Raw genomic sequence first — 17,608 nt, forward strand, 5'->3', positions numbered from 1 at the left:
CAAAATTCTCTGGATTCACTTCGCTCCGAGCCCGCGACCCGACCGCTTCAGTATCTGATTCTTTCACGTTTCGCTCCGAGCCTACGGCCCGACCGCTTCAGCTCGGTTAAACCTTCCGCAAGTCCACACGCTCGATCATATGATCTTCACCCTTGGTGAGGACCAAATCGGCGCGAGCGCGGGTGGGGCGCACGTTGGTGCGTAGGTTTGGCAGGTTGATGCCATTCCAGATATGCGTCGCGGTAGCGATGGCCTCATCGTCTTTCAGCTTTGAATAGCGGTGAAAGTAGCTTTGTGGGTCGGTAAAGGCCGTTTCACGCAGACGCATGAAACGACGAATGTACCACGTACGCAGCGTATCTTCAGCGGCATCGATATAGACTGAAAAGTCAAAGAAATCAGAGACAAAGGGGACGGCTCGGTCTGCCTCAGAAGGAGATGGCTGGCGCGCTTGCAGAACATTGAGGCCTTCGACGATCAAAATATCAGGCCGATCAACCGAGACCGTTTCGCCAGATTTCACGTCATAGGTAAGGTGTGAATAGATCGGTGCTTCAACATGCTCATGGCCAGCTTTGACATCTGAGAGGAACGTCAAAAGCGCTTTCACATCATAGCTTTCCGGAAAGCCCTTGCGGTTCATAAGACCTTCAGATTCCAGCACAGCATTGGGAAGGAGAAACCCGTCGGTGGTGATCAGATCCACCTTCGGCGTGTTGGGCCAGCGGCTGAGAAGAGCTTGAAGCACGCGGCTCGTGGTGGACTTGCCAACCGCGACCGAGCCGGCCACGCCGATAACGAAGGGTACTTTGCTGCCGTTGGAGCCCAAAAATCGTCGGGTGGCTTTGAACAGCTGCTGCGTGGCCGCAACATACATGGCAAGCAGACGCGAGAGCGGCAGGTAGATCGCCTCAACCTCTTCCATGGAAAGCCGGTCGTTGAGCGAGCGCAGGCGATCAATCTCATCGACACCCAGGACCATCGGCTCACCTTCACGCAGGGCTGCCCACTCATCTCGGGTAAAACTGCGATAGGGAGAAAGATTGGAACGGTTCATCTGATCCATGGCGACCGCCTTCTCATGCTTCTTTGCGCCATTTGCGGGCGACTATGCGCCGCGTGAGGCCTTTTCGGCCAGACCGGACTGTCCCGTACGCTGTGCAAGCTCAGCCAACACATTATCGAGCGGAATCTCTGCAATTCGCAAGACGACCAACAGGTGATAGAGTACATCGGCCGCTTCTTTGGTCAGCTCGTCTTTGTCGCCTTCCAAAGCGGCGACAATCGATTCAACTGCTTCTTCGCCCAGTTTGCGGGCGGCTTTGGGCATACCGGCTTCAACCAATGAGGCGGTGTAGCTTTGGCTACTTGGTGCCTTGGCACGCTCAGCCAAAATGGCTTCCAGATCAGAAAGAGAGAAATCGCTCATGCTGGTCTCATCGGAATGCCAGCCTGCATCATGTGGTCTTTGACCTCACCGATCGAGTAGGTACCGAAGTGGAACACAGACGCGGCCAGGACGGCGGTTGCGTGACCATCGCGCACGCCTTCTACAAAGTGATCCAACGCGCCAACGCCGCCTGACGCAACAACAGGAACCGAAACAGCATCGGCGATGGCATGGGTAAGCGGTAAATCGAAACCGATCTTGGTGCCGTCACGATCCATGCTTGTGAGCAGAATTTCGCCTGCGCCCAGTTCCACCACCTCTTTGGCGTATTCCACCGCATCTATGCCCGTCGGCTTGCGCCCTCCATGGGTGAACACTTCAAACCAGGTTGACCCGTCTTCTCGCGTCGACTGCTTGGCATCAACCGCCACGACGATGCACTGCGAGCCAAACTTTTCAGCGGCGCGGCGCACGAAATCACGATCATGCACCGCCGCCGTCATGATCGAGACCTTGTCAGCACCAGCTTTCAGCAAGGCGCGGATATCTTCTAGCGTCCGCACGCCACCGCCAACGGTCACCGGCATGAAGCAGTGTTCAGCGGTTTGCCGCACAACATCCAGCAGAATACCGCGATCCTCGTGGCTTGCGGTGATATCGAGAAAGCACAGCTCGTCCGCACCGGCGGCATCATAGGCTTGTGCAGCTTCCACCGGATCGCCAGCATCCACCAGATCGACAAAGTTCACGCCCTTGACGACACGACCGTCTTTCACGTCCAAGCAAGGGATCACACGGGGTTTCAGCGACATCAGACGTTACTCAGCTGCTTGAGCAGCGGTCGCGCCTGGCAATGATCCATTGATCACATAGGCCAAAATCTCAGCCACTTGGCGCGGTTCACGGGCGACAGCCAAGGCAGCGGCATCAACTTCTTTCAGCGCATGGTCATGCTCTGGGCGTTGCAGAACAATCATCGGCTTGCCCAGCGCGGATGCAACACCCGCGTCAAACGCCGCGTTCCATTGACGGTACTTCTCGCCAAACCGCACCACCACGATGTCCGCGTCACCGATCAGCGTGCGGGTGCGGATGCCATTCATCATAGCACCTTTATGGTCGTGCCAATACTTGTCCGCTTCGGCCCCAAGAATCGCAACACCGCAATCATCGCTGGCCTCGTGGTTTGTGACCGGAGCTGAAAACTGCACGGGCAAACCAGCGGCTGTCGTTGCGCGTTCAATATCTTCGCGCCATTCGGTGTGAATTTCGCCAGACAGGTAAACATTCCACGTTTTCATCGAGATATCCTCTGCAGATGCAGGTTGCGTTGGGCTAAGCGCCGCGCTTTTTCATAATCGTGTAAGTGATCGCAAGCCCAACCAGCGTGGCGATCGCTAAGGGCACCGTCAGGATGGCCCAGTTGATCATGCTCATCAGCGAAGCCGAAAAGCTTTCAAGAAACGCGTTGGGCCGCGTGCAGTCGCTCAAATTGGGCATATCAACGGTGCAGCCAAGCAGGATAGCAATCAGCTCGCCGACAAGAGCGCCAACGAGCGGAAAAAGGCCTATCACCAGCACCAGGCCAATCGACCAGCGCCAGGCCCAGCGTTTTGCTTCAGCCTCGCTTAGCCGCTCTTTGGAGCCCCTTCGAAAACCCATCACTTGCCCTTCAGGATTGCCAGCGCCTCGGCCGGATCAATACGCCCATCATAGAGCGCGCGTCCGGAAATAGCACCTTCTAGGATCGCAGCATCAGGCTGGATCATCCGGGTGATGTCATCCAACGATGCTAAACCACCGGAGGCAATCACTGGAATAGAAACAGCTTTGGCCAAATCAATCGTGGAGCCCCAATTGATACCCGTGAGCACGCCATCACGATCAATATCGGTATAAACGATAGCGGCGACACCGGCGTCCTCAAAGGCTTTGGCAAGGTCCACCGCCAACATATCGGAGGTCTCTGCCCAGCCTTCAACGGCCACCTTTCCACCACGAGCATCAATGCCAACAACGATTTTACCGGGATGGCGCTTTGCAGCCTCGCGTACCAGCTCTGGATCACGCACAGCGATGGTGCCAAGGATCACGCGGGCAATGCCTTTGTCGAGCCAAGCGTCTATGGCGGCATGATCGCGAATGCCTCCGCCCAGCTGCACCGGCATGGTGACATTGGCAAGAATGGTATCGACCGCAGCGCTGTTTTGGCTGGATCCGGCAAAGGCACCATTGAGGTCTACAACGTGCAGATGGGAAAACCCCATCGCTTCGAAGTCAGCGGCCTGTGCACCCGGATCGGTGTTGTAGATGGTGGCCTGATCCATCTCGCCTTTTTTGAGGCGAACGCAGACACCGTCTTTCAAGTCAATGGCGGGAAAAAGGATCATTGCGCGCCCTTCACGGTTTCCACCGCAAGAAATTGCCAATAAGGGCCAGGCCGAGCGTCTGGCTCTTCTCGGGGTGGAACTGTGTGCCAACTAGGTTGTCGCGACCGACAATGGCCGTGACGGGCCCACCATAGTCGGCTCGCGCGATAACATCGCTCTCATTGGCCGTTTGTAGATGGTAGGAGTGCACGAAGTAAGCGTGCAGGCCATTCTCTCCCGTGGCGATGCCATCCAAAATCGGATGATCGCTGAGGGTTTCCAGCACATTCCAGCCCATGTGCGGGATTTTCAGCGTCGGGTCTTTCGGCTCGATGGCAACGACATCCCCAGAGATCCAATCAAACCCCTGCGTTGTGCCGTGCTCCAATCCGCGCGTCGCCATGAGCTGCATGCCGACGCAGATCCCGAGAAACGGAACGCCGCGCTGCGTAACCGCGTGAAACAGAGCATCGCGCATGCCGGCGACAGCCGAAAGGCCCGCTGCACAATCAGCAAACGCGCCGACGCCTGGCAAAACGACACGGTCAGCGGCGCGCACAAGGTCAGGATCAGCGGTCACATGTACGTCTGCCGACAGACCTTGTTCGCGGATAACACGCTCAAAGGCTTTGCTGGCCGAGCGCAAATTGCCCGAGCCATAGTCGATGATGGCAATCGATTCGCTCATGAAACAGTTCGTTAGCTAGAGAAACCTGGAAGAGCAGGGGGTGCAGCGCTGGAAGGCCGATGCAGTGGTCCGCGTGAAGGTCGCGGGCGATCAACAGGCTCGATTGCATCGCGATCAGCCAGCCATTGAGCGAAAAACATATGCTCTGCTTCATTGCGGTTGCGCGCTTCAAGCACAGCAATCTCTCGAAAGCCCTTGGCTGCCATGCTTTCCAGCCGCAATTGTCCTGCTTCAACCATCACGATGATCGCAACTGCAACCGACAGTCCTGTCGTGACCAATTCCGGTACGGCCAAGCTGAGCAGTTGGATGGCGACAACCACGATCACGTAGGCAAGCAGTACCCACCAAAGGCGGCGAACAATCATCCAAATAAGCGGCACGAACAATGCAGCCAACGACCAGCCATGGCGCACGAACACCAGGCTTTGGGCATCTTCTTCCAGGGTGCCGGCCATCCTAGGCGGCGCAAAGACAGAATAGGTTCGCATCTAGAGCGCTCCCTTTGTCGTCGGCAAATCACCTGCAACGCGCGGATCAACAGCCAGCGCATCGCGCAACGCCCGAGCGACAGCTTTGAAAATGCTTTCGGCGATATGATGGCTGTTGGCGCCATAGACGCTTTCAACGTGCAAAGTGATGCCAGCGTTCATGGCGAAAGCTTGGAAGAACTCTCGAACCAGTTCGGTGTCGAACGTACCGATTTTCTCTGCTGTGAACTCAACTCGCCAGACCAGGAAGGGTCGGCCGGACACATCAATGGCGGCACGTGACAGCGTTTCATCCATTGGCAGATCTGCAGAGGCGTAGCGGCGGATGCCACGCTTGTCGCCCAGCGCATCGTTCAATGCCTGGCCAAGCGTGATGCCAACATCTTCCACCAAGTGGTGGTCATCGATGTGGATGTCACCGGTCGCTTCGACGGTGATATCGATCAGCGAATGCTTGGCCAATTGATCAAGCATATGTGTGAAGAACCCGGCCCCATTGAGCGTGATCTGCGATGCGCCGGTCCCATCAAGGTTCACCGTCGCTTTGACAGACGTCTCATTGGTGGTGCGCTCAAGCGTGGCTGTGCGAGGCATGGTCAATCTTATCTCATCACTGGAAGATGCTTCCCTCTAACAGGCTGGGCGCTACGATCCAAGCGCCGAACTGTCGCCTGGTGAACACCAAAGACCCAGCCATTGCTTTGCAATCGGCACGCGGACGCTTACATGCGCAAAAAGACAACTTTTGAAAGCGAAGATATTCTCATGCATTCATCCGATAATGCTCTGCCTTCAATGCACGCAACCACCATCGTTACTGTCCGTAAGGGCGGCAAAGTTGTGGTTGCAGGTGATGGGCAGGTTTCCCTTGGCCAAACCGTGATCAAGGGCAATGCCCGCAAAGTCCGCCGTCTGGCCAGCGGTGATGTTATCGGCGGTTTCGCCGGTGCCACCGCCGATGCCTTCACTCTGTTCGAGCGGCTTGAAGCCAAGCTTGAACAGTATCCCGGCCAGCTGAAACGTGCTTCGGTTGAGCTTGCTAAAGACTGGCGCACAGATCGCTATCTGCGCCGCCTTGAGGCCATGATGATCGTTGCTGACAAGGATGAGAGCCTGATTTTAACCGGCACAGGCGACGTGCTGGAGCCAGAAGATGGCATCATGTCCATCGGATCAGGCGGCAACTACGCTTTGGCGGCGGCACGCGCGCTGGCTGACAGCGATCATGACGCCGAAGAAGTGGCACGGCGGGCACTTAAGATCGCAGGTGATATTTGCGTTTACACCAACCACAATGTGGTGCTGGAGTGCATCGACGAAGCCTAGGATGACGGCCATGGCTATGCCACCCCCCATGCCACAAACGCATGACCGTATCAGCGCTGGTGTGGATGCGGGCATCATTACCCCTGACCAAGCGCTGGCATTGCGGCAGCTTCCTTTGGATTCGGGGCCGGAACGCTTCTCCACGGTTTCAACCCGCGATGAGCCCTTCGCGCTGTTTCGTGGCTTCCGCGACGTTTTTCTCGCACTTGGTCTCATCGTGCTCGCCATCGGATTGGGCGGAGTGGCCGGCGAAGTTTTTGGCCTTCGGTTTGATTTGCGCATTGGTTGGGACGATGTGGCGATGGCGGCCGTTTTGGCTCTCATCGCATGGGCGGTCGCTGAGTGGGTAACCCGAAGGCTCCGCATGCCGTTGGCCAGTCTGATTTTGGCCGTCGCGTTCAGTGGGGCGTTCATGGCGATGCTCGCTGCCGCCATAGAGCGCAGCCAAGTGATCCCGACATCGGTTGTTGCATTGGATACGCTAGCACCGGCGTTGTTTGCCCTTGGCGGATTGTTGTTTTACGCTCGGTTTCGCTTGCCCGCAGCTCTGTTTCTTGTGGCCGCGGGACTAACGCTCAACGTCTTCCAGATCATCAGCAGCGCTATGCTGGGTGCACCAAACGCGCTGGCCTTGCAGATTTTTGCTGGCGCGAGCGGCTTCGTGATTTTTTGCGCAGCCCTTATCTACGAGTTGAAGGATCCCACGCGGTCAACTCGACTGGCAGAAAACGCATTTTGGCTCCATCTGATCGCAGCGCCCTTAATCGTGTTCGCATTGACGGGCGGGCTGAATGAGGCGGCCATCCAGTCGACATCTTCTGCGGTTTGGATGTTTGCCATCGTATTCTTTCTTGGCTTGGTGGCACTGATGATCGACCGCCGGGCGTTTATTGTCGCTGCGCTGCTTTATCTGGCCGGAGCCATTGCCTACACAATCAGCCAATCAGGGATGCCTGCCAACGTTCAGTTTGCCGTGACAGCTCTTTTGCTGGGCCTCTTTGTGGTTGGCCTTGCCCTTGGATGGCAACCTCTTCGCAGGGCCTTTTTGGCCATGTTGCCCAACGGTTTGTCGTCGCGCCTGCCCAATCCCGCTGGTCCGGATACCTTGGGCGGCTAGGTCATGAAGTTTCGATTCGTTTCCGTAACAGCTGACGATACACCCATGCTGCGCAACTGGCTGAGCACGCCAAGTTCACGCGAATGGTGGGGTGATCCTGACCATGAGATCGGGTTGATCTTTGACGGTGAAAAAACCGGCGAATCGAGCGGCTACATAGTTCACGGTGACGATGGACCATTCGGCTACATTCAATCTTGGCCATGCGAGAAGCAGCCAGCCGAGGCCATCAAAGACGAACCCTGGGTCGCCAAACAGTCTGTCGGAACTTTAGGGGTTGATATCACCATCGGTCGACCCGATCTGCTTGGGAAAGGACTTGGGACCGAAGTGGTGCGGCAGTTCTGCCAGAAGCTCTTCGCCGAAGGAGCGCCACGCCTCATCATCGATCCCGATGCCAAAAACTTACGCGCCGTGCGCGCCTACGAAAAGGCGGGCTTCTCCCGTTTCGACCAATACACCAACGCGGATGGCTCCATCACGCTGCTGATGGAGATGTTTCCGCCGCAACCCTAACCTTTTTTGGACACACCCTTTTTATGAGCAACCTTGCTGCAACCTTCTCGCCCCGCGAGATCGTCTCTGAACTCGATCGTTTCATCATTGGCCAACATGACGCTAAGCGCGCTGTGGCCATCGCTTTGCGCAACCGTTGGCGACGCCAACAGCTGGACGATGCCTTGCGTGAAGAGGTGATGCCGAAAAACATATTGATGATCGGTCCGACCGGTGTCGGTAAAACCGAAATCTCTCGTCGCCTGGCAAAGCTTGCCAATGCGCCTTTTATCAAGATCGAAGCGACCAAATTTACAGAGGTCGGCTATGTCGGTCGCGATGTGGAGCAGATCGTGCGCGATCTGGTGGAGGCGGCCATTGGTTTGGTGCGCGAAACACGCCGTAAAAAGATAGAAGCCAAGGCACATATCGCTGCTGAAGATCGTGTGCTCGATGCTTTGGTGGGCGAAAACGCGTCTCCCGCGACCCGTGATAGTTTCCGCAAAAAGCTGCGCGAGGGTGATCTCAACGACAAGGAGATCGAGATCGATATTCGTGATGCCGGTGGCGCACCGATGTTCGAAATTCCCGGCATGCCGGGCGCCAATATGGGCATGATCAACATGTCCGACATGCTTGGCAAAGCCTTTGGCCAGCAAAAGACGAAGAAACGCCGCGTCACGGTTGCCGATAGCCATGATCTGCTGCTCGCCGAAGAGTCAGACAAACTGCTGGATGACGAGGAAATCACGCAGGAAGCGATCGCCCTGACCGAAAACCACGGCATCGTCTTCCTTGATGAGATCGACAAGATCGCCTCCAGCGCTGGGCGTGGCGGTGATGTGTCTCGCGAAGGTGTGCAGCGCGATCTGTTGCCGCTGGTGGAAGGCACAACGGTTTCAACCAAGTATGGGCCGGTGAAGAGCGACCATATCCTCTTTATTGCTTCGGGCGCGTTTCACGTGGCCAAACCATCTGACCTGTTGCCGGAACTTCAGGGTCGTCTGCCTATTCGAGTGGAGTTGAAAGCGCTAACGCGTGAGGATTTCCGTCAAATTTTGCGCGACACAGAGGCGAGCCTCATCAAACAGTATATAGCGCTGATGGGCACAGAGGATGTGACGATCACCTTCACCGATGATGCCATTGACGCGATTGCTGATGTGGCCGTCGATTTAAATGGCTCGGTGGAAAACATCGGAGCGCGTCGCCTGCAAACCGTGATGGAGCGGATTTTGGATGAGATTTCCTTCACCGCGCCGGATCGTGCTGGCGAAGAGATCGTTATCGACGCTGATCACGTTCAGGAGAACATTGGCGAGCTGGCCAAAAACACCGACTTGTCGAAGTTTATTCTTTAGTTAGCTGGATTCGGATTCATCGACCTGCCCCGCGCTGTTGCGCGTGGCAGGCTGGAGCGCTGGCGCAGTGCCCTCAATCAGCATTGCGATGATGTTTTCTAAGTAGATACAATCGTCCGCCGACAGGTCACCAATTCGCTGAGCGAACAGGTTGGCCAGACGTGTGGCATTGGGACTGAGATCAACGGTGTCGACGATAACACGGGGATGAGACAAAAACGCCAGTGTTTCCAGCTCATCCGCATCATCCCAGATCAGATTGAAATAGCCGACGATACGCTGGACAAAAGCCCAATTGGGCAGGCCGCGCTTTCCGTGTTCCAAAGCCGACAGGTAGGCACTGGATACGCTAAGCGCTTCGGCCATCTCTGCCTGGGTCACGCCACGTGCATCGCGCAACTGACGGAGCTTTTCGCCCAGCGGTGTTAAGGTCGTCGCCTTCATCGCGCAATCCTAGAGCTTGGTCTTCTTGGCGCGCAAGCGAACATAAAGCGCACCTTCACCACCATGGCTTGCATGGGCTGGCTCAATGCCGAGGACGGCGGCGCGCAAATCCGGCGCAGAGAGCCAGCCTGGAACGGCTTTGCGCAGAATGCCTGATCCCACTGCCCAAGGGGGCGCATCGGGATGCGGATCGCGAACCCGCGTCCCCTTTCCGGTGATGACCAGCACAGTGCGATGTCCGTTGGCATGCGATCGCCAAATGAAAGACCGCAGCACGTCATGAGCCTCGTGTTGACGAAGACCGTGCAAGTCCAGGCGCGCATCAATAGGCGTGCGGCCCCGCGCAATCCGGCTGCGCGTTTTGCGATCCAAGTCCACCATTGGAGGCTGGCCCGCACCTGATGGCTTTGACCGGGTTTGAGGCACAGGCGTTGCATTCATTTTCCTGGCCTGGGGGTGGCCTGGCGCGTGGTGCTTCATCGCGCCCCTGCTTGGATGCACCGGTTGAGGACTGGCAGATCCCGTGTTGATATGACCGCTTTCCAAATACTCAGCTAACGCTTGCGAGTAGAGTGCGCGCTGCTTGGCATCCAGCGGGTCAACAGTACGCTTCACCCGATCCCAAAGGCCAGGTTCACCGCTTCCTTGGTTGGCGTCGGGTTTGGCCTTCTTTTTGCTCATGAGTCATCAGCGCCATTGGGCATAAGAATCGTGAAGCTCACAGGTTGATTGACCGCACCAGCTATGCGTCCGGCTTCGTTCCCAGATCCAATGAAAATATCGCCACGTGCTGGGCCGACAATGGCAGAACCGGTGTCTTGAGCGATCATAAGTCGGCTTAATTTTTCTTCGTCACCAGGCAACCGCTCATAGGACTGGACAAAGACCGGTGTGCCAAACGTGTGCAAATGCCGATCCACCGCTAGACTTCGGCCGGGTGTCAAAGGGACGTTCGCAGCCGCAACAGGACCAGCTGACGGATCAAAGTCTTCGGCCATGGCAAAGAAGATGAAAGATCAATTCGTTGCCAGAACGGCATCGCGATCGTCTGGGCTTGCGGCTGCCAGCCAGCTACGCAAACTGTCCATCGTAACATCTTCCAGCGCCAGTTCACCCCAGTCTACCAGCGTCCGCCCAATGGGTGTGTAATGATGACCTGATTTGCCGGCAAAGTTGATGCGTTGCACCGACCCATCGGTCATAGCCAATCTGGCGGACCCTTGAATGTGGATAAAAAACGCGTCGATGGGGTCTTGCAGATAGACCAGTTCCAAATTTTGTCCATCCAGCGCGCCGTTCATGATGGCGGCACGGTCAGGGAAAGCTTCAAACCCGCTGTCGGTCGATCTGCCCCAGGTGACATCGTCGTCGATTCCAAGGCTCTCTGGGGAACTGCTCAGCTCCACCAGATCAACCGGCCGCGCGTAGAGTGGGTGCTGGAATGCTCCGGTTCGCTCAAACGAGGCGCGCACTTGCGGCTCGAAGTAGCCCGTCAGCAATCCTTGGGCTTCAACACGATGAGGCGTGAAATGCGTTTCAAAAAACACGCGCGCATCGACTGTGGCATTGTCTTGGAGTGACGCACAGACAGCCGCAAGCGCTTGTCCGTCAACACCGCTGGATCGCGTGCGCGGCGCGCGCTCGGCACTTTGCACGCAGGTGCGTCGGAAAGCGATCAGTGCAGCGGCATGATCATCATCGGCCCAGCCCTCCAGATCGTCGAAGGCAAGGGGGGTGAGATGTGCGGGAAAACTATCTGCCATCGCCTGCGGGGATATCCATGCATTGGCGAGGACCAGGGAAAGGCCCACCACCAACAAAGCCAGTCTGTCGGCATGGTGTAGGCCAGCCCATCGCATCGATAACCGGTGCTTAGGTCGCTTCAGTCGCGACCAACTTCCAGTTGGGATCGCCGGAGCTGACATCGCGGGCAAAGGTCCAGATATCGGTCATTTCCGTCACTTCGGTCGGATCGCCATCGATGACGCGGCCATCGGAGTCTTTGGTCACCGAGATCAGCTGGCTTTTAAAGCGCATGGTGATCTGCGCGATCTGGTTCGCCAGCTCGGCTTCCATGATGTCAGACTTGTCCAAACCGATGAACGTGAAATCAACGGTTTCACCAGCGGCATTGCGCTCATCAATAGCCTGAACAAAGCCCTGATAAACTTCTTCATCAAGCAGGGGCTGCAACGTCGCTTTGTCGCCGGAGGCGAAGGCCGTCACTATCATCTCATAGGCAAGGCGGGCACCATCGACGAATTCACGCGCATGGAAGCTGGGGTCGGCAGACAGCAGCGTTTTCAGAGCTCCCTCAACAGCAGACCCAGGTTTGACCACACCGCCAATTTGATCATCGGGATCAGCTGCCTGGCGAGCGCGCGCTGTTGGTAATGTGACGACCTTGTCGCCGCCAGTCTCAGCCTCCTCGCGGGCTGTGTAAGGATCAAACGGCGGACGCTCTTCGCCGGTGCGCTTGCCTAGGACCGAGCGCAGACGGAAAAAGATGACCACCGCAATGGCCAGAAAGAAGAGGGTATAAATATCCACCGGTTTCCACGTTTCAGCCCTTGGGAAAAGCACAGTATGTCGCGCGGGCCGAACCTTCTTGTTGGGTTGGTTCAATTGGTACTCATATGTAGGTGCGTTTCAAGCAGCATCCAGGGGTCTGCGCAAGCACGATAGCGTGTTCTGCAACGCTCCCATCGTCGCATCTGTCGCCATAGTTGCCCCGATTGGCGCTTGTAACCACCCTATCATGGCCCCATGTTGGCCATCATGCCTTTTGCTTTGATCTTTTTGTTGTTCATTTTCCTGGAAGTTGCCGGCTTCGTCGCAATGGCCGAAGCGGTCGGCCTTTTGGGGGTTTTTGCGCTTATTGTGCTGGGCATCGTTGCCGGTGCCTTCATTATTCGCACCATTGGCCTTGCCAGCGTGCAGCGCATGCAACAGCGCGCTCAAGACGGTGAGACCGTCGGCCAGGAGCTCGGTGGTCTGGTTCTGGGCTTCTTGGGCGGTGTTTTGCTGATCGTCCCGGGGTTTCTTACTGACCTCATCGGCATTGCTTTTTTGATCAAGCCCATTCAGATGCTGGTTTGGCCACGCTATGGTCGCCAGATGGCCGGTCGCATGCCCAATGTAGGCCGAGGCGGACACTGGCAATCGCCCAATCAGGACCATCGGTCCATGGACGACACGGTGGTGATCGATGCGGAGGCTGAGCCCAATGATGGTTCTCCCAATCGCTCGCAGAAAGAACGCAATCCCTGGGGCTCTTAAGGCTAAGAGTCGTTTCGCAAGCCCTATTGTGGGTGCATCGCTTGCCGCCCAGCAACCAAAATGGTAGCCACCGCCCACGTTTTGCGCGCATGAGCCCATGCACGCCACTGAAGACATCCCCAAACTCAAGGAATAATGAGCCCCATGGCAAGCAAGAAGGCATCTGAGACGACGGCAGCTGAGGAAACAAAAGCTGACGACGCTGCCGCAGAGACCAAAGCTGATACCACCGCAACCAATGGCGGCGGCGCAGCTGCTGCGGCAGCCGCAGCGGCTGCTGCCAAACCAGCCGGTGCCGCGCCGCGCTTCCAAGCTCTTGGTCAGTACATCAAAGACTTGTCGGTTGAGAATCCAAACTCCCCAGAGTCGATGCGTGCGGGCAAGCAGCCGAAGATCGACATCAATGTTTCGGTTGGCGTGAACGCGAAACCAGAAGGCACCAACGAGGTTGTGCTGAAGCTGGATGCCAAAGCAGGCTCGGGCAAAGACATGATGTTTGCCGTGGAACTGGCCTATGCTGGCCTTTTCCGCGCGGAGAACATGACGCAAGAGCAAATGCAGGTCGCGCTTATGATTGAAGGCCCTCGCCTTCTCTTCCCGTTTGCGCGCGAAATTCTCGCCAATGCCACGCGTCAGGCTGGCTTCCCGCCACTTATGCTTGATCCAGTGGATTTCCTGGCGCTTTACCGTCAGCGTGCAGCCCAGGCACAAGCCGCTCAAGCTGCCGCCAGCTAAGCGCTTCCAACACTAAGATAATTAGAAAGCCGCGCTCTGAAGAGAGCGCGGCTTTTTACGTTTCATCGGTCGTGTTGCGCACCAGGTGTGAATAGCGCGACCAAACCGCGTCCTCACCCAGAGTCGCCACAAAGGTTGCATGCGCTGCCTTTTCTTCTTCGCTTAATCGGCTGCCAAGCGGAGACGGTCGCGGCTCGATAATCGTTGTCTGCGTACGCCGCTGGCGGCTGGTGTCGCCAAAACTCATAGCTTTTTGGCGGGCTCCAATCAGTTCGACATACACATCTGCGAGAAGCTGCGTATCAAGCAAGGCGTTATGTTTTTCGCGAGCCGACAGATCGATCCCGAAACGCTTGCAGAGCGCGTCAAGAGAATTGTCCGATCCTGGAAACTTGCGACGCGCGATGGCCACCGTGTCGATCATGCGCTCAAACGACATGGTTGCGAGATTGCAGCGTTCCAACTCGGCATTGACGAAACCGAAGTCAAACATCGCATTATGGGCAACAAGGCGCGCATCACCGATGAAATCGACCCATTTCTGAGCCACAGCATCGAAAAGCGGCTTGTCGGCAAGGAACGCATCGGAAAGCCCGTGAATTTCTTCAGCTTTGGCCGGCATTGGAATGGTTGGGTTCACATATTCGTGGAACTCAACGCCAGTTGGCACATAGTCCACCATTTCCACGCCCGCGATCTCACATATGCGGTCGCCGTCTTTGGCGCGCAGGCCGGTGGTTTCAACATCGAAGATGATTTCACGCATACTTGGCCCCTTCTGCTTGATCCCTTTGTTCTGAGGAATCATGCACCAGTTGCGCGACGGATGGAATCGGCGCTGTGCGTCTTATGCACGTATTTCCCGGAGGATGCGCTGGATCTCGACGCGAGCCGTTTCAACGCCATGATCGGTGGAGATCAAAAAATCAGCGCGTGCCTTTTTTTCCTCTTGGGCCATTTGTCGGTCCATCAGCATGCGCGCCGTCGCTTCATCCATGTCTGAGCGAGCGAGCAACCGGGTCAGCTGGGTTTCCGGTTCGCAATGGACGACAACGACTTTATCCATACGTGCGTCACCACCGGTCTCAAAGAGCAAGGGGATGTCGAACACCATGACAGCATGGCCGGCAGCGTTTGCCTTCTGGAAAGCTGCGTCCTCGCGGGCGTGAACGAGCGGGTGCACAATGGCTTCAAGCCTGGGGAAAAGGGATGCGTCAGAGGCGAGCGCTGCTTTCAAGGCTTTGCGGTCCACAATCCCGTCCTGGATGGCAGAAGGAATAAGGTCGCCGACGAGAGCGATTCCCTCATTCTGATAGATAAGGTGCACAGCCTCATCGGCGTCATGAACCGGAATGCCCTCCTCAGCGAAGAGTTTCGCAGTGGTCGATTTGCCAGTGGCAATGGATCCGGTGAGACCGAGTTTTATCATCTAAGATATTGATTTTTCTTGAATATCAGCAAGAACACTTTGCCTCAGATCGTCGGTCACCTTCGGGCGTACGCCGAACCAGCGTTCAAAGCCAGGCACCGCCTGATGAAGCAGCATGCCAAGCCCATCGACAATTGGGTGCTCACGTTCTTTCGCCGCAAGAAGCAGTGGAGTTTGGAGGGGCGTGTAGACGATATCGGCAACAGTTGCGCCCCCCGCCAAACTCTGGAGAGGAACATCGAGCGGAGGTTGGCCTTCCATGCCAAGCGCTGTGGTGTTGATGAGAAGCCCTGCCTCGCCAGCATGATCAGCAAAGCGTGAGAGCGGCCCAGGGACGATCCGACTGCTGCCAAAGTGACGCTGAAAGTGTGATGCGAGCGCCTCCGCGCGATCCACAGAACGATTGAGGAGGATGACGCGATCAACGCCTGCCATGAGCAACGCATCAACGATCGCGCGCGCGGCCCCACCTGCGCCCAGCACCAAAGCGGTGCCTGCCTTAGCGTGCTTGGCCCAATCCGGTGCTTGATCGGCGAGATTGGCCATAAACCCTTCGCCGTCCGTGCTCGTCCCGTGTAGCTTTCCCTCTTCAAGCCAAAGTGTATTCACCGCACCGAGGCGAGCTGCGTGGTCGGCCACGTGATCACACGCTGACAACGCAGTCTCTTTGTGCGGGATGGTGACATTGGCGCCAACAAGACCATGCTCAGCAAAGGTTTCAAACCAAAGGGATGCCCCGTCAGGGTCAACAGCGATGGCGGTGTAGGTCGCGTCCAATCCATGTTCAGCAATCCATGTGCCGTGGATCAGAGGCGAGCGGGAGTGGCTGATTGGCCAGCCAAGAACGGCAGCATGCGTGGTCATGATGATGTATCCAACAGTGGATCGATGCCTTGCGCGCGTAACGCCGAAAGCAGCGGTAAAAGCGGGAGGCCAAGGATGGTGAAATAGTCACCTTCGATACGCTCAAAAAGGGCCGATCCAAGCTCTTCCAGCCTATAGGCACCGACGCTTTGCGTTGCGGCATCACCAGCTCGATCAAGATAGGCGGCGCGCTCTTTGTCGGAGAGAGCGCGCATAGTGAGGCTAGCTCGGTCAGATCCGCTCCAAAGCGTTTGTCCATCGCGAACCAGGGCCGTAGCTGCGATCAGATGGTGGGTGCTTGCCTGAAGTCGTTTGAGCTTTTCCTCAGCCTCTTGGCTGTTCGCCGCTTTGTGAAGCAACACGCCGTCATGCTCGAGAACCTGGTCGGCACCAATGACCAGAACGTTTGGATTCGTTTGCGAAACAACAGCGCTGACCGCTTGCGCTTTGGCAATTGCCAACTCTTGAGCAAGGACCTCGGGAGACAGACCACCACGCTCTGCCTCTAAGGCCCGCTCATCAATGTCGGCGGTTAGAACTTGAAAGTTGAGCCCTGCTCCTTTGAGCATCCATTGCCGGACAGACGAGCCAGAAGCCAGAACAAGCTTAGCGGGGTTCATTGGGTTACTCATGAGGCCTGCGCCTCGCGATGTTGCCGATAAAGTGAAAGGATCGCCGCTGCTGTTTCTTCGATGGACCGGCGCGTGACATCAATGGTGGGCCAACCTTGACGGGTGCAAAGCCGACGGGATTCAGCGATCTCAGCGGCAACAAGGGCCTTGTCGGTGTAGTCGGTGTCGGCGTTCTCATTGTAGTCGCTCAACACGCGGTTGAGCCTGATCTGCACAATCCTATCGGTGCTGGCGATCAGACCCACAACAAAGGCTTTGGTGGGTTTGGTTAGAATTTTGGGGATCGGTGCGCCCGGCACCAAAGGATAGTTCGCCGTGCGATAGCCGCGATGGGCAAGGTAAATGCTGGTTGGGGTCTTGGACGTCCGAGAGACGCCAATGATCACAATGTCGGCCTGATCAAGGTTTGGCGGCAACATGCCATCATCATGGGCGAGGGTGAAGTTGAGCGCTTCAATACGCTGGAAATAGTCAGCATCAAGCACGTGCTGTGCACCAATGGTGAGAGCAGCGGAGTCACCGAGGTAGGATTGGAAAACGTTGATCACCGGATCAAGAACTGAGATGGCCGGCACGCCATGGTCCCGGCACCGCTCAGCCAAGCGGGCCGCTAAATCAGGATCAACGATGGTGTAAAGCACGATGCCTGGCGCTTGTTCGATGGCGGCAGCGATCCGCTCTATCTGCGCTTGGTCACGCACCATGACATAGCTGTGCTCGATAGCCCGTGCACTTGGATAGCGAGAAGCAACCGCTCGAGCGACGGTCGATAAGGTCTCGCCGGTTGAGTCAGACACAAGATGTAGGTGGAAGAAGCGCGAGGCAGCGGTTGTCAACGGGCTGTGTCCTTTGGTGCGCGCTTATGTGGACAAAGTGGGTGTGATGCGCGCGGGAAGCATGATGTGTCAGGCCTTATGGTCGGTTTTGCCGAAACTGTCCAAGGGGTGGCCATTGGGAACAGCTTGTTGATGAGGTGTGAAAAAAAAAG

At 56.7% G+C, this 17,608-nt stretch carries 25 protein-coding genes; 6 read left to right on the forward strand and 19 right to left on the reverse strand.

The genetic code is table 11. From position 1 onward, the window contains the following. Nucleotides 1–106: 106 nt before the first annotated feature. The 9 genes from coaA to hisB are packed head-to-tail and all read right to left on the reverse strand — an operon-like array spanning nt 107 to nt 5,532. Nucleotides 107–1,066, reverse strand: coding sequence for a type I pantothenate kinase (gene coaA, locus ABWH92_RS03870; protein ID WP_375572317.1), 960 nt, complete (start codon nt 1,064–1,066; stop codon nt 107–109). Nucleotides 1,067–1,108: 42 nt separating this feature from the next. Beyond that, a complete protein-coding gene (locus ABWH92_RS03875; protein ID WP_375572319.1) occupies nt 1,109–1,429 on the reverse strand; it encodes a phosphoribosyl-ATP diphosphatase in 321 nt (106 codons plus the stop codon). After that, nucleotides 1,426–2,202, reverse strand: a complete 777-nt coding sequence (hisF, locus tag ABWH92_RS03880; RefSeq protein ID WP_375572320.1) for an imidazole glycerol phosphate synthase subunit HisF — start codon at nt 2,200–2,202, stop codon at nt 1,426–1,428. The genes ABWH92_RS03875 and hisF overlap by 4 nt, the downstream gene beginning before the upstream one ends. Nucleotides 2,203–2,208: 6 nt before the next feature. After that, nucleotides 2,209–2,691 (reverse strand): YtoQ family protein, encoded by a 483-nt coding sequence (locus tag ABWH92_RS03885; protein ID WP_375572322.1) that lies wholly within the window; start codon nt 2,689–2,691, stop codon nt 2,209–2,211. 34 nt (nt 2,692–2,725) lie between these two features. After that, nucleotides 2,726–3,052: a hypothetical protein gene (locus ABWH92_RS03890; RefSeq protein ID WP_375572324.1), complete on the reverse strand. Its 327-nt coding sequence runs from the start codon at nt 3,050–3,052 to the stop codon at nt 2,726–2,728. Further along, nucleotides 3,052–3,780 carry a 1-(5-phosphoribosyl)-5-[(5-phosphoribosylamino)methylideneamino]imidazole-4-carboxamide isomerase gene (gene hisA, locus ABWH92_RS03895; RefSeq protein WP_375572326.1) on the reverse strand — a complete coding sequence of 243 codons (729 nt, stop codon included), beginning with the start codon at nt 3,778–3,780 and terminating at the stop codon, nt 3,052–3,054. Before hisA ends, ABWH92_RS03890 begins: the two co-directional genes overlap by 1 nt. Before the next feature lie 10 nt (nt 3,781–3,790). Continuing rightward, nucleotides 3,791–4,447 carry an imidazole glycerol phosphate synthase subunit HisH gene (hisH, locus tag ABWH92_RS03900; RefSeq protein ID WP_375572327.1) on the reverse strand — a complete coding sequence of 219 codons (657 nt, stop codon included), beginning with the start codon at nt 4,445–4,447 and terminating at the stop codon, nt 3,791–3,793. 11 nt (nt 4,448–4,458) lie between these two features. After that, on the reverse strand, nt 4,459–4,938 hold the full coding sequence (locus ABWH92_RS03905; RefSeq protein ID WP_375572329.1) for a DUF2628 domain-containing protein: 480 nt from the start codon (nt 4,936–4,938) through the stop codon (nt 4,459–4,461). Next, the gene (gene hisB / locus ABWH92_RS03910; RefSeq protein WP_375572331.1) at nt 4,939–5,532 is read right to left on the reverse strand and encodes an imidazoleglycerol-phosphate dehydratase HisB; all 594 of its coding nucleotides are present in this window, start codon (nt 5,530–5,532) and stop codon (nt 4,939–4,941) included. 171 nt (nt 5,533–5,703) lie between these two features. Here hisB and hslV point away from each other — a divergent pair, with 171 nt between their 5' ends. Genes hslV through hslU form a run of 4 tightly spaced genes read left to right on the forward strand, consistent with a single transcriptional unit; the run spans nt 5,704 to nt 9,237 of the window. Continuing rightward, complete coding sequence (hslV, locus tag ABWH92_RS03915) at nt 5,704–6,264, forward strand: ATP-dependent protease subunit HslV (RefSeq protein ID WP_375574179.1); 561 nt, start codon at nt 5,704–5,706, stop codon at nt 6,262–6,264. Nucleotides 6,265–6,274: 10 nt separating this feature from the next. Continuing rightward, nucleotides 6,275–7,381: a hypothetical protein gene (locus ABWH92_RS03920; RefSeq protein ID WP_375572333.1), complete on the forward strand. Its 1,107-nt coding sequence runs from the start codon at nt 6,275–6,277 to the stop codon at nt 7,379–7,381. A 3-nt stretch (nt 7,382–7,384) separates the two neighbouring features. Continuing rightward, complete coding sequence (locus tag ABWH92_RS03925; RefSeq protein ID WP_375572335.1) at nt 7,385–7,897, forward strand: GNAT family N-acetyltransferase; 513 nt, start codon at nt 7,385–7,387, stop codon at nt 7,895–7,897. A gap of 23 nt (nt 7,898–7,920) precedes the next feature. Beyond that, a complete protein-coding gene (gene hslU, locus ABWH92_RS03930; RefSeq protein ID WP_375572337.1) occupies nt 7,921–9,237 on the forward strand; it encodes an ATP-dependent protease ATPase subunit HslU in 1,317 nt (438 codons plus the stop codon). Here the strand turns inward: hslU and ABWH92_RS03935 are convergent, their stop codons facing one another. From ABWH92_RS03935 to ABWH92_RS03955, 5 genes are all read right to left on the reverse strand, one after another. Beyond that, nucleotides 9,238–9,681 (reverse strand): helix-turn-helix domain-containing protein, encoded by a 444-nt coding sequence (locus ABWH92_RS03935; protein ID WP_375572339.1) that lies wholly within the window; start codon nt 9,679–9,681, stop codon nt 9,238–9,240. Between the two features lie 9 nt (nt 9,682–9,690). Next, nucleotides 9,691–10,362, reverse strand: coding sequence for a Smr/MutS family protein (locus ABWH92_RS03940; protein WP_375572340.1), 672 nt, complete (start codon nt 10,360–10,362; stop codon nt 9,691–9,693). Beyond that, the gene (locus ABWH92_RS03945; protein ID WP_375572342.1) at nt 10,359–10,679 is read right to left on the reverse strand and encodes a 3D domain-containing protein; all 321 of its coding nucleotides are present in this window, start codon (nt 10,677–10,679) and stop codon (nt 10,359–10,361) included. Before ABWH92_RS03945 ends, ABWH92_RS03940 begins: the two co-directional genes overlap by 4 nt. Nucleotides 10,680–10,697: 18 nt before the next feature. Next, nucleotides 10,698–11,444, reverse strand: a complete 747-nt coding sequence (locus ABWH92_RS03950; protein ID WP_375572344.1) for an MltA domain-containing protein — start codon at nt 11,442–11,444, stop codon at nt 10,698–10,700. A gap of 109 nt (nt 11,445–11,553) precedes the next feature. Continuing rightward, entirely contained in the window at nt 11,554–12,231 is a 678-nt protein-coding gene (locus ABWH92_RS03955; protein ID WP_375572346.1) for a Tim44/TimA family putative adaptor protein, read from the reverse strand. A gap of 228 nt (nt 12,232–12,459) precedes the next feature. Here ABWH92_RS03955 and ABWH92_RS03960 point away from each other — a divergent pair, with 228 nt between their 5' ends. After that, entirely contained in the window at nt 12,460–12,960 is a 501-nt protein-coding gene (locus tag ABWH92_RS03960) for an FxsA family protein (RefSeq protein WP_375572348.1), read from the forward strand. A gap of 144 nt (nt 12,961–13,104) precedes the next feature. Beyond that, on the forward strand, nt 13,105–13,695 hold the full coding sequence (secB, locus tag ABWH92_RS03965; protein WP_375572350.1) for a protein-export chaperone SecB: 591 nt from the start codon (nt 13,105–13,107) through the stop codon (nt 13,693–13,695). A gap of 55 nt (nt 13,696–13,750) precedes the next feature. Here secB and dnaQ read toward each other — a convergent pair whose 3' ends face one another. The 5 genes from dnaQ to ABWH92_RS03990 all read right to left on the reverse strand — a co-directional run bounded on the left by dnaQ (nt 13,751) and on the right by ABWH92_RS03990 (nt 17,456). After that, nucleotides 13,751–14,461, reverse strand: a complete 711-nt coding sequence (gene dnaQ, locus ABWH92_RS03970; RefSeq protein ID WP_375572352.1) for a DNA polymerase III subunit epsilon — start codon at nt 14,459–14,461, stop codon at nt 13,751–13,753. 81 nt (nt 14,462–14,542) lie between these two features. After that, the gene (gene coaE / locus ABWH92_RS03975; RefSeq protein ID WP_375572354.1) at nt 14,543–15,124 is read right to left on the reverse strand and encodes a dephospho-CoA kinase; all 582 of its coding nucleotides are present in this window, start codon (nt 15,122–15,124) and stop codon (nt 14,543–14,545) included. Further along, entirely contained in the window at nt 15,125–15,988 is an 864-nt protein-coding gene (locus ABWH92_RS03980) for a shikimate dehydrogenase (RefSeq protein ID WP_375572356.1), read from the reverse strand. After that, nucleotides 15,985–16,620 (reverse strand): Maf family protein, encoded by a 636-nt coding sequence (locus ABWH92_RS03985; RefSeq protein ID WP_375572357.1) that lies wholly within the window; start codon nt 16,618–16,620, stop codon nt 15,985–15,987. Before ABWH92_RS03985 ends, ABWH92_RS03980 begins: the two co-directional genes overlap by 4 nt. Next, a complete protein-coding gene (locus ABWH92_RS03990; protein ID WP_375572359.1) occupies nt 16,617–17,456 on the reverse strand; it encodes a pyruvate, water dikinase regulatory protein in 840 nt (279 codons plus the stop codon). The genes ABWH92_RS03985 and ABWH92_RS03990 overlap by 4 nt, the downstream gene beginning before the upstream one ends. Between the last annotated feature and the right edge of the window lie 152 nt (nt 17,457–17,608).

This window comes from Ahrensia marina, from assembly GCF_042140245.1.
Classification (GTDB): Bacteria; Pseudomonadota; Alphaproteobacteria; order Rhizobiales; family MH13; genus MH13.

Coding starts and splice junctions, on each gene's coding strand:
- ABWH92_RS03950 (WP_375572344.1), bottom strand. CDS start 11,444: ATGGCAGATAGTTTTCCCGCACATCTCACCCCCCTTGCCTTCGACGAT.
- ABWH92_RS03945 (WP_375572342.1), bottom strand. CDS start 10,679: ATGGCCGAAGACTTTGATCCGTCAGCTGGTCCTGTTGCGGCTGCGAAC.
- hisA (WP_375572326.1), bottom strand. CDS start 3,780: ATGATCCTTTTTCCCGCCATTGACTTGAAAGACGGTGTCTGCGTTCGC.
- ABWH92_RS03985 (WP_375572357.1), bottom strand. CDS start 16,620: ATGAGTAACCCAATGAACCCCGCTAAGCTTGTTCTGGCTTCTGGCTCG.
- ABWH92_RS03940 (WP_375572340.1), bottom strand. CDS start 10,362: ATGAGCAAAAAGAAGGCCAAACCCGACGCCAACCAAGGAAGCGGTGAA.
- ABWH92_RS03935 (WP_375572339.1), bottom strand. CDS start 9,681: ATGAAGGCGACGACCTTAACACCGCTGGGCGAAAAGCTCCGTCAGTTG.
- hslU (WP_375572337.1), top strand. CDS start 7,921: ATGAGCAACCTTGCTGCAACCTTCTCGCCCCGCGAGATCGTCTCTGAA.
- coaE (WP_375572354.1), bottom strand. CDS start 15,124: ATGATAAAACTCGGTCTCACCGGATCCATTGCCACTGGCAAATCGACC.
- hisH (WP_375572327.1), bottom strand. CDS start 4,447: ATGAGCGAATCGATTGCCATCATCGACTATGGCTCGGGCAATTTGCGC.
- ABWH92_RS03905 (WP_375572329.1), bottom strand. CDS start 4,938: ATGCGAACCTATTCTGTCTTTGCGCCGCCTAGGATGGCCGGCACCCTG.
- ABWH92_RS03920 (WP_375572333.1), top strand. CDS start 6,275: ATGGCTATGCCACCCCCCATGCCACAAACGCATGACCGTATCAGCGCT.
- hisB (WP_375572331.1), bottom strand. CDS start 5,532: ATGCCTCGCACAGCCACGCTTGAGCGCACCACCAATGAGACGTCTGTC.
- ABWH92_RS03890 (WP_375572324.1), bottom strand. CDS start 3,052: ATGGGTTTTCGAAGGGGCTCCAAAGAGCGGCTAAGCGAGGCTGAAGCA.
- secB (WP_375572350.1), top strand. CDS start 13,105: ATGGCAAGCAAGAAGGCATCTGAGACGACGGCAGCTGAGGAAACAAAA.
- hisF (WP_375572320.1), bottom strand. CDS start 2,202: ATGTCGCTGAAACCCCGTGTGATCCCTTGCTTGGACGTGAAAGACGGT.
- dnaQ (WP_375572352.1), bottom strand. CDS start 14,461: ATGCGTGAAATCATCTTCGATGTTGAAACCACCGGCCTGCGCGCCAAA.
- hslV (WP_375574179.1), top strand. CDS start 5,704: ATGCATTCATCCGATAATGCTCTGCCTTCAATGCACGCAACCACCATC.
- coaA (WP_375572317.1), bottom strand. CDS start 1,066: ATGGATCAGATGAACCGTTCCAATCTTTCTCCCTATCGCAGTTTTACC.
- ABWH92_RS03980 (WP_375572356.1), bottom strand. CDS start 15,988: ATGACCACGCATGCTGCCGTTCTTGGCTGGCCAATCAGCCACTCCCGC.
- ABWH92_RS03885 (WP_375572322.1), bottom strand. CDS start 2,691: ATGAAAACGTGGAATGTTTACCTGTCTGGCGAAATTCACACCGAATGG.
- ABWH92_RS03925 (WP_375572335.1), top strand. CDS start 7,385: ATGAAGTTTCGATTCGTTTCCGTAACAGCTGACGATACACCCATGCTG.
- ABWH92_RS03875 (WP_375572319.1), bottom strand. CDS start 1,429: ATGAGCGATTTCTCTCTTTCTGATCTGGAAGCCATTTTGGCTGAGCGT.
- ABWH92_RS03960 (WP_375572348.1), top strand. CDS start 12,460: ATGCCTTTTGCTTTGATCTTTTTGTTGTTCATTTTCCTGGAAGTTGCC.